The following is a 16,338-nucleotide window of genomic DNA, read 5'->3' on the forward strand; positions in this document are numbered from 1 at the left end:
GGTCTTGACCTCGAAGGGACCGGCGCCGGCGCCCCAATCCGTTCGCGACCAAGGTCGCTCCTACGTCTCGTCGTGGTTGGTCCCAGCGTAGGGTGGGCCGGACGGCGTTCCGCTTCAGCCCACCAGGTTGTTGGTCTGCCTTGGTGGGCTGAAGCCCACCCGGATTAACGGCCGCGCCCGCGTGGGAGAGTCCGGCCCGCGAACGGCCGACGCGCGGGGCCCCTCAGCGGTTGAAACGCTCCACCAGGCGGTACTGGCCCTGGGCGGTGCCGGCCAGGTTCTCGCTCAGCAGCGCGGTGTTCTGCGCGTCGCCCGCGGTCTGTTCGGCGAGGCGGGCGATGGTGACCACGTTGGCGCTGATTTCTTCGGCCACCGAGCTCTGCTGCTCGGCGGCCGAGGCGATCTGGCGGGTCATGTCGGAGATGTTGTCCATCGCCTCGCCGATGCCGGTCAGCGCCTGATCGGCCTGGACCACCTGCTCCAGACCGACGTCCGCCTGCTTGCGACCCTGCTCGGTGGTGGCCACGGCAGTACTCGCCTGCTGTTGCAGGCGCTCGATCAGTTGGTGAATCTGCCCGGTGGAATCGGCGGTTCGTTTTGCCAGCTGGCGGACTTCGTCGGCCACCACGGCGAAGCCGCGGCCGCTTTCGCCGGCCCGCGCCGCTTCGATGGCGGCGTTCAACGCGAGCAGGTTGGTCTGCTCGGCGATGCCGCGGATGACGTCCACCACGCTGCCGATCTGCTGGCTGTCCTGGGCGAGCTGGTTGACTGCGTCGCCTGCCTCGCTGACCGCCCCGGCCAGGCGTTCGATGGCCCGGCGCGTCTCGACCGCGACCGCGCGCCCGCGGACGGTGAGCTCGGCCGCCTGCTGGGTGGCGCCGGCGGTGCGGGTCACGTTGGCCGAGACTTCCTGGGTGGTGGCGGCCATCTGGTTGATGGCGGTGGCCACCTGGTCGGTCTCGGCGCGCTGACGTTCCAGGCCGTCGGAGCAGCTATGGGCCAGGGCATCGGCCTGGTGCGCCTGCCCCTGGAGCTGTTCGGCGCTGTCCTGAAGGCGGGTCAGGCAGGTGGTCAGGTGCGCATGCTGGCTGAGCATCGCCAGTTCGAGCCGCGCCTCAACGCCGCGGCTGTCGGTGTACATCTGTGCGATCAGCGGATCGGACGTACTCTTCTCGGCCAGTGCCAGCAGGCGCTTGAGGCCGCGCTGCTGCCAGCCCAGGCCGGCCAGGCCCAGCGGAATCGAGAGCGCCGCGGCGAGCAGGAAGCCCCACTGGTGCGCCAGCAGCGCGCCGACGGCGAAGCCGATCTGGCTGACCAGGATGAACGGCAGCCACTTGAGCAGCACCGGCAGCCAGTGGTCGCGCGCGGGCACGGCGGACTTGCCGGCGTTCAGGCGGGCGTACAACGCCTCGGCGCGGCGCACCTGCTCGGCGCTCGGCTTGGTGCGGACCGATTCGTAGCCGATCACCTGGCGGTGGTCATCCAGCACCGGCGTGACGTAGGCGTTGACCCAATAGTGATCGCCGTCCTTGCGGCGGTTCTTGACCACCCCCATCCACGGCTTGCCCTGCTTGAGGGTGGTCCACATGTGGCCGAACACCGCCGGCGGCACGTCCGGATGTCGCACGACGTTGTGCGGCGCGCGCATCAGCTCCTCGCGCTGGAAACCGCTGACCGTCACGAAGTGATCGTTGCAGTAGGTGATCTGGCCCTTGAGGTCGGTCGTCGAGATCAGCCGCTGGCGATCGGGAAAGCTGAATTCGCGTTGGGTGACGGGCAGGTTCTTCTTCATTGGGTAAGCACGCTCTCATCGCTGGCGGGTCGGGCAACGTCCGCTTGACGTCATTATGTCGACCTTCGCCCGGCATCCTTGAGGGAAGGGGTCATATTTCCTGTGCCGCTTGTCGCCGTGACTTCTCCAAGCGTTTTTTACCGTGCCCTGCTGCACACTTTTTAATCGTTTTGCAATCTCGGGGCCTTAACTTGGTGCCTGAGCTGGAAGCGGGAAGCGCGTTGGATCGACCAGGCGGCTCGCCTAAGCCACTGAATAAAAACAAGACATTCTTGCCGCTTCACTGACTGGCACCGTACTTGCTGCGGTGCAGGCGAGTCCCGGTCGGGGGACCCGCAGGAGCACGATGCCGCGGATGCGGCAGCCAGGAGGCGCAGGCAGGGAGTTCGCAGAGGAGCGAGCCTATGCACATCAGCATTCTTGGAACGGACTACAAGGGCTTGATCTGCGCGGGGTGCCTGACGATGCGTGGGCACAGGGTCATCTGTGTCGGCCGGGCCGATCTTTCGCTGGAGGCGGGAAAGGGTCGCGACTACACGGAGGCCCCGGGACTGGATGTCCTCATGGAGCAGGGCATCGGCACGGGGCTGCTGAGCGGCACAAGGGACCTGTACTCGGCAGTGCGTGAAACGGACCTCACCTTCCTGTGCGACGGGGACGAGGAGCAATGCGGCACACGGATGTTCGGCGGCCTGGAGGCCGTCGGCTGGTTGGTGGGCAAGGCGCTGCGGGGCAAGGACGGCCCGCACGTGCTCGTCCTGCACAGCCGCAGCCGGCCAAGGGAGGTGCTGGCTACGCTGCTGCCGGTGCTGGAATGGAGTTCCGGCAGGCGAGCGGGCAGGGACATCCACGTCGAAGTGAGCACGGACTACCTCAGTGCCAGTAGCGCCGTGCTGCAGGGAGCGGGCATTCCGCCGCGCAGGCACAGGGCTGTCTGCGGGCGAGCCGAGGGGTGGTGAGGGAGAGCCAGCCCAGGGAGCGAATGGCCATCGGGACGGTGTCAATCGGAAAGCATAGGTACCGGCCTTGCCGGAGCGAGTAGAGCCGCGGTGTTGCCGGGGTTCTCGTAGCGAAATCCAACATGCTCGAGGAGAGACAATTGATGATTCCCGTAATTCTGTCCGGTGGAAGCGGATCGCGACTCTGGCCGTTGTCGCGCAAGCAGCTTCCAAAGCAATTCCTGAGACTGCTGGGTTCGCACACGCTGTTCCAACAGACGGTCATGCGGCTGTCGCGCGAGGGGCTGGAAGCGCCCATCGTGGTCTGCAACCAGGAACATCGGTTCATGCTCAACGAGCAGCTGAACGCCATCGGCACCACGGCGCAGGCCCTGCTGCTCGAGCCGTTCGGCCGCAACACCGCGCCGGCGGTGGCGATGGCGGCGCTCAAGCTGCTGGCCGAGGGCCGCGACGAACTCCTGCTGGTCGCACCCGCCGATCACGTGATCGCCGACGAGGCGGCACTGCACGATGCCCTGCAACGCGCGCGGGCTGCGGCGCTGGCAGGGGAGATGGTGCTGTTCGGCGTACCGGCCACGCGTGCCGAGACCGGCTTCGGCTACATCCAGTGCGAAAGCGCGCCACCGGATGACGACGTCCGTCGCGTCGCCCGCTTCGTCGAGAAGCCCGACCTCGCCACCGCCGAGCGGTTCGTCGCCAGCGGCGATCACTACTGGAACAGCGGCATGTTCCTGTTCCGCGCCAGCCGCTACCTCGAGGAGCTGCAGGCGCACGAACCCGACATCTACGAGACCTGCGCGCTGGCGCTGGAGAGCAGCCAGGACAGCGGGAGCGTCCTGACCATCGCCGAGGCGCCGTTCGCCTGCTGCCCGGACAATTCGATCGACTACGCGGTCATGGAAAAGACCCGGCGCGCCTGCCTGATGCCGCTGGACGCCGGCTGGAGCGACGTGGGCAACTGGTCCTCGCTGTGGGACGTGCAGCCCAAGGACGACGACGGCAACGTGCTGCAGGGCGACGTGGTGGCGCACGACAGCCGCGACTGCCTGGTGCACGCCAACTCCAAACTGGTGACGCTGCTCGGGCTGGAGGACGTCGTGGTGATCGAGACCAAGGACGCAGTGATGGTCGCCCACAAGGACCGCATGCAGGACGTCAAGCACCTGGTCCGCTCGCTGGACGAGAGCCAGCGCCCGGAGACGAATAACCACAGCCAGGTCTACCGCCCCTGGGGCGCCTACGACTCGGTGGACAACGGCCAGCGGCACCAGGTCAAGCACATCACCGTCAAGCCCGGCGCCAGCCTGTCGCTGCAGATGCATCACCACCGTGCCGAGCACTGGATCGTGGTCTCGGGCGTGGCGCAGGTGACCTGCGGCGAGAAGGTGTTCCTGCTGACGGAGAACCAGTCCACCTACATCCCGGTCGCCGCCGTGCACCGCCTGAGCAACCCCGGCAAGATTCCGCTCGAGATCATCGAGGTGCAGTCCGGCAGCTATCTCGGCGAGGACGACATCGAGCGGCTGGACGACATCTACGGACGCACGCCGGAGAAGAGCGCCGAACCGCAGGCACCGCTTGCGGTGGCGGTCAAGTAGTTTCACGCGAGCCGGGCAGGACGCCGGCTCGCGCACGGACGGCAATCCGCCAGGACGGTCCAGCCGACGCAGGAGGCGGCGGCATCAGGGATTCACGGACGCAAGAAGGGCCGCAGTGCGGCCCTTCTTTATATTTTTTCGCGGCTTGTCGACAAGGTTGGACTTGGCGGGCTGGGTACCCCTCGAGTGGCCTGGCCGCTGTCGTGGGAGGCGCGACCTCGCGGCGATCGGGCAAGGCCTGGATCGTTTCTCCGACCGCCGCCCTTAAAAAATATCGCCCCGAGGGCGGGCCTCCCACTGCACATCCGAGGCCGCAACGTCAGACCAACGATACAGACGGGCCTCCATACTCAAGCCGCCAGCATCTGCCGCAGCACGTAGTGCAGGATGCCGCCGGCCTTGAAGTACTCCACCTCGTTCAGCGTGTCGATCCGGCAGAGCACCTGGAAGCTGCCGCGCGAGCCGTCCTGGCGCTCGACATCGACGGTGAGCAGCTGGCGCGGCCTGATGTCGGCGCCCAGGCCGCGGATGGAGAGCTTCTCGCTGCCGTCCAGGCCGAGCGTTTGGCGGTTCTGGTCGCCGACGAACTGCAGCGCCAGCACGCCCATGCCGATCAGGTTGGAACGGTGGATGCGCTCGAAGCTCTCGGCGATCACCGCCTTGACGCCCAGCAGGTTGGTGCCCTTGGCTGCCCAGTCGCGGCTCGAGCCGGTGCCGTATTCCTTGCCGGCCACCACTACCAGCGGCACGCCTTCGGCCTGGTAGCGCATGGCGGCGTCGTAGATCGACAGCTTCTCGCCGCTGGGCTGGTGCAGCGTGTTGCCGCCTTCCTCGCCGCCGAGCATCTCGTTCTTGATGCGAATGTTGGCGAAGGTGCCGCGCATCATCACCTCGTGGTTGCCGCGCCGCGAGCCGTAGGAGTTGAAGTCCTCGGGCTTCACGCCGAGCTGCTGAAGGTACAGGCCGGCGGGCGAAGTGGCCTTGATGTTGCCGGCCGGGGAAATGTGGTCGGTGGTGATGGAGTCGCCGAACAGCGCCAGCACCCGCGCGCCCTCGATGTCGCGTGGCGGCGCCGGCGGCTCGCCGATGCCCTCGAAGAACGGCGGATTCTGCACATAGCTCGAATCCGGGTTCCACTCGTAGGTCTTGCCCGGAGTGACGGGAATCCGTTGCCAGTTCGGCTCGCCGGTGAACACGTCGGCGTAGCGCTGGCGGAACATCTGCCCGTCGATCTTGGCGACCGCTTCGGCGATCTCCGCGCTGCTGGGCCAGATGTCCCTGAGGTAGACCGGGTTGTTCTGGTCGTCGTAGCCGAGCGGGTCGCGGCTCATGTCGATCTGGGTGGTGCCGGCCAGCGCGAAGGCGACCACCAGCGGCGGCGAGGCCAGCCAGTTGGCCTTGACCAGCGGGTGCACGCGACCTTCGAAGTTGCGGTTTCCGGAGAGCACCGAGCTGACGATCAGGTCGTTGTCGGTGATCGCCTGGCCGATAGCCTCCGGCAGCGGGCCGGAATTGCCGATGCAGGTGGTGCAGCCGTAGCCGACCAGCTGGAAGCCGAGCTGGTCGAGATAGGGCGTGAGACCGGCCTTCTCCAGGTAGTCGGTGACCACCTTGGAGCCGGGCGCCAGGGACGACTTGACCCAGGGCTGGCGCTTGAGCCCGCGTTCTATCGCCTTCTTGGCCAGCAGGCCGGCTGCCATCAGCACGTTGGGGTTGGAGGTGTTGGTGCAGGAGGTGATCGCCGCGATCACCACCGCCCCGTGCTTCAGCTTGAAGTCTTCGCCGGCGACCGGCACCGGGGTGTCGGCCTGGGCCTTCTTGCCGCTGACTTCCAGCAGCAGGTCGAAGGCGGCGCCGATCTCGTTCAGCGACACGCGGTCCTGCGGGCGCTTGGGGCCGGCCAGCGACGGCTGGACGTCCGCCAGGTCCAGTTCCAGCGTCGCGGTGAACAGCGGGTCCGGCGACTGGCTGTCGCGCCACATGCCCTGCGCCTTGGCGTAGGCCTCCACCAGCTGGATGCGTGCCTCGTCGCGGCCGGTCAGACGCAGGTAGTCGACGGTGACCTGGTCGACCGGAAAGAAGCCGCAGGTGGCGCCGTATTCCGGCGCCATGTTGCCGATGGTGGCGCGGTCGGCCAGCGGCAGGTGGTCCAGGCCGGGGCCGAAGAATTCGACGAACTTGCCCACCACCCCGTGCTTGCGCAGCATCTGGGTGACGGTCAGCACCAGGTCGGTGGCGGTCACGCCTTCACGCAGCTTGCCGGTCAGGCGGAAGCCGACCACTTCGGGGATCAGCATCGACACCGGCTGGCCGAGCATGGCCGCCTCGGCCTCGATGCCGCCGACGCCCCAGCCGAGCACGCCGAGGCCGTTGATCATGGTGGTGTGCGAGTCGGTGCCGACCAGGGTGTCGGGGTAGGCGTAGGTCTCGCCGTTCTCCTCGCGCGTCCACACCACCTGGCCGAGGTATTCGAGGTTGACCTGGTGGCAGATGCCGGTGCCCGGCGGCACCACGCGGAAGTTGTCGAACGCCTGCTGGCCCCAGCGCAGGAAGGCATAGCGCTCGCCGTTGCGTTCCATCTCGATGCGCACGTTGTCTTCGAACGCCGAGCGGTCGCCGAAGCGGTCGACCATCACCGAGTGGTCGATGACCAGGTCGACCGGCGACAGCGGGTTGATCTTCTGCGGGTCGGCGCCGGCCCTGGACACGGCGTCGCGCATGGCTGCGAGGTCGACCACCGCCGGGACGCCGGTGAAGTCCTGCATCAGCACGCGCGCCGGGCGGTACTGGATCTCGCGCTCGGACGTGCGCGTCTTGAGCCACAGGGCCAGCGCCTTGAAATCGTCGGGCTGCACCGTCACGCCGTCTTCCCAGCGCAGCAGGTTTTCCAGCAGCACCTTGAGCGACGCCGGCAGGCGGCTGATGTCGCCAAGCTGCCCGGCCGCCTCCGGCAGGCTGAAATAGTGGTAGGTCTTGCCGCCGACCTCGAGGCTGCGGCGACAATTCAGACTATCCAGGGAAGGCATTCCTCATCTCCTCGTGCCCGCACGGTCGGGCTGGCTGATGTGGCAGAGCCTGAAAAATAGCTCTGCTTCGATGGTTTCGCCATTTCACTGGACCGGACTGAAGATGCCGGGGTTCCCGGTCGGCTAAGATGTGCGGCTTTGGTCGGATAGGGCGGCCGCGAGGCCGTTTCGGAAAGCGAACGATGAACACCCTGTTGCTGCATTGCCGTCCCGGATTCGAGGGTGAGGTTTGCGCTGAGATCAGCGAACACGCCGCGCAGCTCGGCGTGGCCGGCTATGCCAAGGCCAAGCCCGGCAGCGCCCACGCCGAGTTCGTCGGCCAGGAGCCGGGCGCGCCCGTGCGGCTGATGAACGCGCTGCCGTTCCGCAGCCTGATCTTTCCCCGGCAGTGGGCGGCCGGGGGCTTCGTCGCGCTGCCGGAGAGCGACCGGGCCGGCGCGCTGCTCGAGGCGCTGGCGGACCAGCCGGTGGCGGGCAGCCTGTGGCTGGAGGTGCTGGATACCAACGAAGGCAAGGAGCTGTCGACCTTCTGCCGCAAGTTCGAGGCGCCGCTGCGCAAGGCGCTGATCAGGGCCGGGCGGCTGGTCGAGGGCGGCAGCGGACCGCGGCTGCTGCTGACCTTTCGCAGTGGGCGCGAGGCCTTCCTCGGCATGGCGCCGGCGGACAACAGCGCGCTCTGGCCGATGGGCATCCCACGCCTGAAGTTTCCGCGCAGCGCGCCGAGCCGCTCGACCCTCAAGCTGGAAGAAGCCTGGCACCATTTCCTGCCGCGCGCCGAGTGGGACGCACGCCTGGCACCGGGCATGACGGCGGTCGACCTCGGCGCCGCCCCGGGCGGCTGGACCTGGCAACTGGTCAACCGGCACATGAAGGTCAGCGCCGTCGACAACGGCCCGATGGACGAAGCTCTGATGCAGTCCGGCCTGGTCGAGCACTTTCGTGCCGACGGTTTCGTCTTCCGCCCCCGGCGCCCGGTGGACTGGATGGTCTGTGACATCGTCGAGAAGCCCGCGCGCAATGCCGCCTTGCTGGAGACCTGGGTCGGCGAGGGCCTGTGCCGCGAGGCGGTGGTCAACCTCAAGCTGCCGATGAAACAGCGTTACGCCGAGGTCCGCCGGCTGCTGGAGCGGATCGAGGAGGGGCTGCGCGCCCGCGGCGTGCGCGCGAGCATCGGCTGCAAGCAGCTGTATCACGATCGCGAGGAGGTCACTTGCCACCTGCGGCGCTTCTAGCCCCGCACCGGCGTGACCTCGGCGGCGCTCTGCGCGACAATGCCGGTCTGTTTTCGGAGTCCAGTGAATGTCCCAGCCTTTCGATATGCCCGCCGATGCCGTACTCGACGCCAGCGGGCTGAACTGCCCCGAGCCGGTGATGATGCTGCACAACAAGGTGCGCGATCTGACCGGCGGCGCGCTGCTCAAGGTGCTCGCCACCGACCCCTCGACGCAGCGCGACATCCCCAAGTTCTGCGTCTTCCTCGGCCACGAACTGGTCGGCCAGGCGGAAGAGGCGGGCACCTATCTCTACTGGATTCGCAAGAAGACGGACTGAGCGAGGCGCTCCGCCGGCGCGGAAGCGTCGACCGCTGCCGGTCCCTCGCGCTCGGCCGGGTGCAAGTGTGGCGCCGTCGTCAATGTCGCGAGGTCGCTGTTGGCGCGGCCTGTAGCGCCTGCGAATAATGGGCCTTTCCAAGGAGGGTCCATTCATGCAATACCTCGGTCTGACCGTCGTCGTCGCCCTGGCGGCCCTGCTGGTGGTCGCCGTCGCCCTGCGCGTCCTGTTCGGCGGCGCCTGGCTGCTGGGCTTTCTGCGTGGAGTGCTGGGCGGGCTGGTACTGGCCGTCGGCGGCCTGTTCGGCCTGGTCGCCTACGAACTCTACGGTTTTCGCGCGCTGCCCGAGGGCGAGCCGCTGGCTACGGTCACCTTCCACAGCCAGGGCAACGGCACCTTCGAGGCGGAGATCGTGCAGGACGACGAGCGTCACCTCGTGCTGGTCGAGGGCGATCTCTGGCAACTGCAGCTGCGTGCCTTGCAATGGAAGGGGCCGGCGTCGCTGATCGGGCTCGAGCCGGGCTATCAGCTGGCGCAGCTCAGCGGCCGCTACATGGCGGTGGAGCAGCAGGCGCTGGCGCGGCTGCCGAACGCGCGGCTGTCGCCGGTGCCGGCGGAACTGGACCTCTGGCAGCGCCTGAGCCTGGACGGGCACGACCTGCTGATCGTCGAGCCGCGCCTGCACCGAAGTGAGCGCATGCCAATGGCCGACGGCGCCCGCTTCACCCTGAGCATGGCGCCCACCGGGTTGCTGATCGAACCGGTCAACATGCAGGCTAGCGACGCGCTTGCTCGCTGGTGAGCGCCGCGCGAACCCTGGGGCGGGCCTACGGGCCCGCATTCGCCGCGAGGGCGCGCCTCCCACAGGGAATAGCCATGCCGTGCGGATTCTGGTCGCAGGCAGAGCCTGCCCCTACGGGGATTGTGCCGCGCTTTCCGGCCGCGCCGGCTTTTTCCTTCTCCCCTGGGAGAAGGTGGCTCGCAGAGCCGGATGAGGGTGTTGTGGGAGGCCCGACCTCGGGGGCGAGCCTTTTGGGGCAGCTTGTCGCCGCGAGGGCGCGCCTCCCACAGGGAATAGCCATGCCGTGCGGATTCTGGTCGCAGGCAGAGCCTGCCCCTACGGGGATTGTGCCGCGCTTTCCGGCCGCGCCGGCTTTTCCCTTCTCCCCTCGGGAGAAGGTGGCTCGGCCCGACCTCGGGGCGAGCTTGCCTGAGTGAACAATCGCGGCATCGACCCGGGGCTTCGTCTTTTTCGGGTATGGCGCTGCGTCAGGAAAGGAAGCCGCCGTCGACGTTCAGAGCGACGCCGGTGGTGTAGCTGGAGGCGTCGCTTGCCAGGTAGAGCACGGCGCCCGCCATTTCGCTCGGATCGGCCACGCGCTTGAGCGGAATGTGCTGCAGCGCGGCTTCGCGGATGGCGTCGTTCTTCACCAGCGCCGAGGCGAACTTGGTGTCGGTCAGGCCCGGGAGCAGGGCGTTGCAGCGAATGCCGAAGGGCGCGCATTCCTTGGCGAACACCTTGGTCATGTTGATCACCGCGCCCTTGGTGATCGAATAGATGCCCTGGAAGTGCCCCGGCGAAACGCCGTTGATGGAGGCGACGTTGATGATGCTGCCGCCGCCGTGCTCGCGCATCAGCTTGCCGGCCTCGACCGACATGTAGAAGTAGCCGCGGATGTTCACGTCCACGGTCTTCTGGAAGGCCGAGACGTCGGTATCCAGCACGTGGCAGAACTGCGGGTTGGTCGCCGCGTTGTTCACCAGGATGTCGAGGCGGCCGAACTGCTCGCGGATCTGCGCGAACACCGCCTGGATCTGCTCCAGCTCGCCGATGTGGCAGGTCATGGGAGTGGCCTTGCCGCCGGCCGCGACGATGGCGTCGGCCACGGCCTGGCAGCCCTCGATCTTGCGGCTGGAGACGATCACGTGGGCGCCTTGCTGGGCCAGCAGCCGGGCGATGGCCTCGCCGATGCCGCGGCTGGCGCCGGAAACGAAGGCGATCTTGCCGTCGAGGTCGAACAGGGTGGTCTTGGACATGGTTTTCCCTCTGGTCGGTGGGCGCCCGGTGCGGCCGGGCTGCGCTGGGGTGAATCCGCCTGCGTTACAGGCCGGACTGCTCGATCACCTGCCTGGCCTTGTGCTCGAGCAGCTTGTTCATGTGGATGAACTGCGCGAAGCGCTTGTCCTTCGTCTGGCCGTGGAAGTAGCGGTAGTAGATCTGCTGGACGATGCCGGCGAGACGGAACAGGCCGTAGGTGTAGTAGTAGTCGATGCTCGGGAGCTCGATGCCGGCGCGCCTGGCGTAGTAATCGGCGAAACCCTGGCGGGTATGCATGCCCGGCAGGTGGCTGGGCTGGCGACGGATCATCTGCATCGGCGGCGGGTCGTTCGCCTCGACCCAGTAGGCCAGGGTGTTGCCCAGGTCCATCAGTGGGTCGCCGATCGTGGTCATTTCCCAGTCCAGCACGCCGATGATGCGCATCGGGTCGTTCGGGTCGAGGATGACGTTGTCGAAGCGGTAGTCGTTGTGGACGAGCGCGGGCTTGAAATGGTCGGCCGGCATCTTGTCCCGTAGCCATGCCATGACCTCCGCCCAGGCGGGGGCATCAGGCGTCATGGCGCGTTCGTAACGGTCGGCCCAGCCCTCGATCTGACGCCGGACGTAACCCTGTGGCTTGCCCAGGTCGCCGAGCCCGCAGGCCTCGTAGTCGACGTTGTGCAGTTCCACGAACCGGTCGATGAAGCTCTCGCACAGCGCACGGGTCTGGGCTTCGTCGAGCGCCAGCTCCGGCGGTATCTCGGCGCGCAGGATGATGCCCCGGACCCGTTCCATGATGTAGAACTCGGCACCGATCACCGACTCGTCGGTGCAGTGGACGTAGGCCCTGGGGCAATAGGGAAAGCCGGCGTTCAGCTGGTTGAGGATGCGGAATTCGCGCCCCATGTCGTGCGCCGATTTGGCCTTGTGGCCGAACGGCGGCCGGCGCAGCACGAATTCGCGTCCAGGGTACTGCAGCAGGTAGGTGAGGTTGGAGGCGCCGCCGGGGAACTGGCTGACGCCGAGCGGGCCTTCCAGGCCGTCGACGTGGGTCTTGAGGTACCGGTCGATTGCCTCGACGGGCAGTTCTTCACCCTCGCGTATGCGAGCGGTCTGGTCTTCTAGCGCCATGTTTGTCCCTTGTATTTATATGGAGCCTCAGGCGGTTCGCTAATCTAATCCCGGCTCCGAGGCCGTCCAAGCGCCTGCCGGCGTTATTGGCCAGCGTGTTGCAGCACGATCAGGGCGCCTGATACGGGCGTTTGAATTTGGCGAGCGAGAAGGGTCCTTGTCTTCGCGCCTTTTCCGGAAGGGAGGCATTGGCTTCGACCCGCGTGCCGTCCGAGGTCAAGACCGCTCCCACGGGACGCCGAGCCTTACGACCGCGCCAGGCTTTTCCCTTCTCCCTTCGGGAGAAGGTGGTCCGCGAGGACCGGATGAGGGAAGGTAGGTGGCATCTGCAGGCGAAAAAAAACCGAAGCCACGGGGGCTCCGGTTTTCCTGTCGCGTCCTGGACTCAGCCCGGGAACAGTTCGCTGAGCTTCAGCGCCAGCATCATGTCGCCTTCGGCGCGCAGCTTGCCGGCCATGAAGGCCTGCATGCCGTCGGTTTCACCGCTGGTGATGCCTTCCAGGGTGGCGCTGTCCATGACCAGGGTGCAGTTGGCGTCGCTGGAGGTGCCCTGCTGGATCTCGCAGGTGCCGTCCTTCACGACCAGGTAGTAGTTGTCGCCATCGGTGATGTCGAACTGATAGATCAGGTCCAGGCCGGCCGCCGCGTCCGGGTTGAACTTGGCTTGCATGCTCTTGATGGTTTCGCCGACGTTGCTCATGAGGCATTTCCTTACGTTGATGGACAGTAGGTGTGTGGCCGGATTCATCGATAGGTCACGAGTTCCGGCTGATTCAGCAGGTCCAGGTGGGCCTGGCCGTTGAACGATGCGAGGACGACCTCGCGCTCGCGGAATTTCAGCAGGCTCACCGAGGTATTGACGAGTTGCCAGTTCATCTCGAATGCCTTGATCGGCGGCACCCCGATGACCAGTTGTAGCAGTGCGGTGATGGTTCCGCCGGAGGTGAATACGGCGATACGGTCCTTCCGGCCGGCCCGCTCGAGAATGCGTTCCAGGCCGCCGCGCACGCGGGCCAGGTAGTTCGTCCAGCTTTCCAGCCCGTCCTTCTCGTGTTCGCCGGAAATCCAGCGATGCACCACGTAGCTGAACAGCCGCTGGAACTCGGCCCGGTGGCGGGAGGCGTTGGCGAATACCTCCATGGCATGGGGTTCGACTTCCAGCAGGTCGGCCATGTGCGCGCGGATGACTTCGTCGGCGCGGAACTCGTTGAAGGCCGGGTCGGCCTCGACGGAAGGAGAGACGTGGTCTTCGCTGGAAAGACGCCCGAGGGCGGTCTCGGCGGTGTCGCGCTGGCGCTTCAGCTCGCCGCACAGGCAGCGGTCGAAGCGGATGCCGAGTCGATGAAAATGGTCGCCAAGGATTTCCGACTGGCGCAGGCCGAGGGGAGAAAGCACGTCGTAGTCGGCTGCGCCGAAAGACGCCTGGGCGTGCCTGATCAGGTAAATACTGCCCATTTTCGCTGCTCCAGCCTCGGCTTTCTGCGCGAGGTTAGGGTCATCGCCTGGGAGTGTCAACGATAAAACATACGCTTGTTTGAATTGGCTTCGGCTGGTTCGGGCTGGCTGCCGTGAGTATGCTTGACCGAATGTCGCCGGCCGAAACGGCAGGCGCAGCGAAGCCAGGAGGACATGTGGAGTTTTTCGCGAATTATGCGGGCTTTCTCGCCAGGACCGTCACCGTGGTGGTGGCGATCATGCTGGTGTTGATCACCTTCGCAGCGCTGCGCCGGGGACGCGGGCGGCACGCCGGCGGCCATCTGCAGGTACAGAAGCTCAACGACTTCTACAAGGCCATGCGCGAGCGCCTCGAACAGGCGATGCTCGACAAGGACGTGCTCAAGGCCCAGCGCAAGCGCGAAGCCAGGGCGACCAAGCAGGCGAAGAAGGAAGGCAAGTCGCGGCCACGAATCTACGTGCTGGATTTCGACGGCGACATCAAGGCTTCCGCGGTCGACCACCTGCGTCACGAGATTACCGCGCTGCTGTCGCTGGCCACGCCGCAGGACGAGGTGGTGGTGCGCCTCGAGAGCGGCGGCGGCATGGTCCACAGCTACGGGCTGGCGGCCTCCCAGCTGGCGCGGATCCGCCAGGCCGGCGTGCCGCTCACGGTCTGCGTGGACAAGGTGGCCGCCAGCGGCGGCTACATGATGGCCTGCATCGGCGAGCGCATCCTCGCCGCGCCCTTCGCCATCCTCGGCTCGATCGGGGTGGTGGCGCAGCTGCCCAACGTGCACCGCCTGCTGAAGAAGCACGATGTCGACTTCGAGGTGCTGACCGCCGGCGAATACAAGCGCACGCTGACGGTATTCGGCGAAAACACCGAGAAGGGCCGGGAGAAGTTCCAGGAGGACCTGGAGACCACCCACGAGCTGTTCAAGAACTTCGTCGCGCGCTACCGCCCGCAGCTGTCCATCGACGAGGTGGCCACCGGCGAGGTGTGGCTGGGTTTGGCGGCGCTCGGCAAGCAACTGGTCGACGAGATCCGTACCAGCGACGAATACCTGGCCGAGCGCGCCAGGGATGCGGAACTGTTCTACCTGCACTATGCGGAGAAGAAGAGCCTGCCGGAGCGCTTCGGCGTGGCGCTCAGCATGGCGCTCGAGCGCAGCCTGCTCAAGGGCTGGAGCCGGCTCAACGAACAACGATTCTGGCAATGACGGGAAAAGGAGAGGGCGCATGAGCAAGTTCAAGGCACTGGTGGCGAGCGAAGGCGCCGACGGCAGCTTCGTCCAGGCGGTGGTCGAGCGGCAGCTGGACGAGCTGCCGGCGGGCGAGGTGCTGATCCGTGTCCGCTACTCGTCGCTCAACTACAAGGACGCCCTGTCGGCCACCGGCAACCGCGGCGTGACGCGCCAGTACCCGCATACGCCCGGCATCGACGCCGCCGGCGAGGTGGTCGAGTCGGCAGCCGGCGAGTTCGTGCCGGGTGACGAGGTGATCGTCACCGGCTACGACCTGGGCATGAACACCGCCGGCGGCTTCGGCCAGTACATCCGCGTGCCGGCCGCCTGGGTCATCAAGCGGCCGCATGGCCTCGGCCTGCGTGAAGCCATGGTCCTGGGCACCGCCGGGCTGACCGCGGCGCTCTGCGTCGACAAACTGGAGCGTGCCGGGCTGCAGCCGGGCGCCGGCCCGGTGCTGGTCACCGGGGCCACCGGCGGGGTCGGCAGCATCGCCGTCGCGCTGCTCGCGCAACTCGGCCATCCAGTGGCGGCGGTCACCGGCAAGGCGGACAAGGCGGCGTTCCTGACCGATCTCGGCGCCAGCCAGGTGATCGAGCGCGCGGTGCTGCAGACCGGCGTGGACAAGCCACTGCTCAAGGAACAGTGGGCGGGCGCGGTGGACACCGTCGGCGGCGACATCCTGTTCAATGTGGTCAAGTCGCTGCAGCGCGGCGCCAGCGTCGCCTGCTGCGGACTGACCGCCGGCGTTGGCTTCCAGGCCAGCGTGCTGCCATTCATCCTTCGCGGCGTGAACCTGCTGGGCGTCGATTCGGTGGAGATCCCGCTGGTGGTCAAGGCCTCGATGTGGGACAAGCTGTCGCTGCAATGGAAGCTGCCGATGCTCGACAGCCTGGTCCACGAGGTCACGCTCGACGGCCTGCCGGCCGAGATCGCCGCCATCCTCGCCGGGCAGCAGAGCGGGCGGGTGCTGGTGAACCTGGAGTAATCAATCGGCGCCATAGGAACAGTCGAATTCCCGCGCGTCGGCCATTGCGGCAAAGTTTGCAGCGTCGGTCACGAGCAAAGGGAGCAACGACATGAAGACGTTGGCGAACATTTTCGGCCTGGCCAAGAAGCCCGTCGAACAGCAGCCTGTCGAACATCCTAACTTCTGGATGTACTACTGAAACGAGAAAGCCCGCCTGGTTGCACACCAGGCGGGCTTTTTCTTCAAGCGTCTGATGGGCGTGCGCGCGGTGCTCAGCGGATAGGCGGCCGGGAGAGATAGGCGATTCTGGGAGCGGTCTTGACCGCGAACGGTGCCCGCTCAGGGCGACAGCCGGCTCCCACAGGGGCTCCCGGCTTTTCCCTTCTCCCCTCGGGAGAAGGTGGCCCGCAGGGCCGGATGAGGGACCTGTGCACGCCACCCCTCACCCCGGCCCTCTCCCCGAAGGGGCGAGGGGGTTGGCTTGGTGTCGGGGCGCGGCATCGTGCAGAAGCGGTCGCAGGCAGAGCCTGCTCCTACAGGGGCCGCGCGTGGCCTTTGCGTAGGAGCGAGCTCTGCTCGCGAATGCCTCCGT

Annotated in this window: 13 protein-coding genes; 7 read left to right on the top strand and 6 right to left on the bottom strand. The window is 66.8% G+C overall.

Going from position 1 to position 16,338, the window contains the following annotated elements; translation table 11 throughout:
- Nucleotides 1–223: 223 nt before the first annotated feature.
- Complete coding sequence (locus H610_RS0117955; protein ID WP_028240941.1) at nt 224–1,792, bottom strand: methyl-accepting chemotaxis protein; 1,569 nt, start codon at nt 1,790–1,792, stop codon at nt 224–226.
- A 404-nt stretch (nt 1,793–2,196) separates the two neighbouring features.
- Here H610_RS0117955 and H610_RS0117960 point away from each other — a divergent pair, with 404 nt between their 5' ends.
- Together H610_RS0117960 and H610_RS0117965 are read left to right on the top strand one after the other, a co-directional pair.
- The gene (locus H610_RS0117960; RefSeq protein WP_028240942.1) at nt 2,197–2,751 is read left to right on the top strand and encodes a Rossmann-fold NAD(P)-binding domain-containing protein; all 555 of its coding nucleotides are present in this window, start codon (nt 2,197–2,199) and stop codon (nt 2,749–2,751) included.
- A gap of 143 nt (nt 2,752–2,894) precedes the next feature.
- Nucleotides 2,895–4,349, top strand: a complete 1,455-nt coding sequence (locus H610_RS0117965; protein WP_028240943.1) for a mannose-1-phosphate guanylyltransferase/mannose-6-phosphate isomerase — start codon at nt 2,895–2,897, stop codon at nt 4,347–4,349.
- Between the two features lie 350 nt (nt 4,350–4,699).
- Here the strand turns inward: H610_RS0117965 and acnA are convergent, their stop codons facing one another.
- On the bottom strand, nt 4,700–7,375 hold the full coding sequence (acnA, locus tag H610_RS0117970; protein ID WP_028240944.1) for an aconitate hydratase AcnA: 2,676 nt from the start codon (nt 7,373–7,375) through the stop codon (nt 4,700–4,702).
- 182 nt (nt 7,376–7,557) lie between these two features.
- On the opposite strand from acnA, the gene rlmM reads away from it, so the two are divergent.
- From rlmM to H610_RS0117985, 3 genes are all read left to right on the top strand, one after another.
- Nucleotides 7,558–8,607, top strand: coding sequence for a 23S rRNA (cytidine(2498)-2'-O)-methyltransferase RlmM (rlmM, locus tag H610_RS0117975; protein ID WP_028240945.1), 1,050 nt, complete (start codon nt 7,558–7,560; stop codon nt 8,605–8,607).
- Between the two features lie 67 nt (nt 8,608–8,674).
- Complete coding sequence (gene tusA, locus H610_RS0117980) at nt 8,675–8,926, top strand: sulfurtransferase TusA (protein WP_028240946.1); 252 nt, start codon at nt 8,675–8,677, stop codon at nt 8,924–8,926.
- 154 nt (nt 8,927–9,080) lie between these two features.
- On the top strand, nt 9,081–9,728 hold the full coding sequence (locus H610_RS0117985) for a hypothetical protein (RefSeq protein ID WP_028240947.1): 648 nt from the start codon (nt 9,081–9,083) through the stop codon (nt 9,726–9,728).
- A 467-nt stretch (nt 9,729–10,195) separates the two neighbouring features.
- Here H610_RS0117985 and H610_RS0117990 read toward each other — a convergent pair whose 3' ends face one another.
- The 4 genes from H610_RS0117990 to H610_RS0118005 form a co-directional block, all read right to left on the bottom strand.
- The gene (locus H610_RS0117990; protein ID WP_028240948.1) at nt 10,196–10,963 is read right to left on the bottom strand and encodes an SDR family oxidoreductase; all 768 of its coding nucleotides are present in this window, start codon (nt 10,961–10,963) and stop codon (nt 10,196–10,198) included.
- Nucleotides 10,964–11,027: 64 nt separating this feature from the next.
- A complete protein-coding gene (locus tag H610_RS0117995; RefSeq protein WP_028240949.1) occupies nt 11,028–12,095 on the bottom strand; it encodes a phosphotransferase family protein in 1,068 nt (355 codons plus the stop codon).
- 385 nt (nt 12,096–12,480) lie between these two features.
- Complete coding sequence (locus tag H610_RS0118000) at nt 12,481–12,795, bottom strand: SCP2 sterol-binding domain-containing protein (protein WP_028240950.1); 315 nt, start codon at nt 12,793–12,795, stop codon at nt 12,481–12,483.
- A 44-nt stretch (nt 12,796–12,839) separates the two neighbouring features.
- Nucleotides 12,840–13,550: a histidine phosphatase family protein gene (locus H610_RS0118005; RefSeq protein ID WP_028240951.1), complete on the bottom strand. Its 711-nt coding sequence runs from the start codon at nt 13,548–13,550 to the stop codon at nt 12,840–12,842.
- 176 nt (nt 13,551–13,726) lie between these two features.
- Between H610_RS0118005 and sohB the strand changes: the two genes are divergently transcribed.
- Nucleotides 13,727–14,752, top strand: coding sequence for a protease SohB (gene sohB, locus H610_RS0118010; protein WP_028240952.1), 1,026 nt, complete (start codon nt 13,727–13,729; stop codon nt 14,750–14,752).
- A 19-nt stretch (nt 14,753–14,771) separates the two neighbouring features.
- Nucleotides 14,772–15,764: a YhdH/YhfP family quinone oxidoreductase gene (locus H610_RS0118015; RefSeq protein WP_028240953.1), complete on the top strand. Its 993-nt coding sequence runs from the start codon at nt 14,772–14,774 to the stop codon at nt 15,762–15,764.
- Nucleotides 15,765–16,338 lie beyond the last annotated feature (574 nt).

Origin of the sequence: Stutzerimonas azotifigens DSM 17556 (genome assembly GCF_000425625.1) — a bacterium.
In the GTDB taxonomy this organism is placed as follows: domain Bacteria; phylum Pseudomonadota; class Gammaproteobacteria; order Pseudomonadales; family Pseudomonadaceae; genus Stutzerimonas; species Stutzerimonas azotifigens.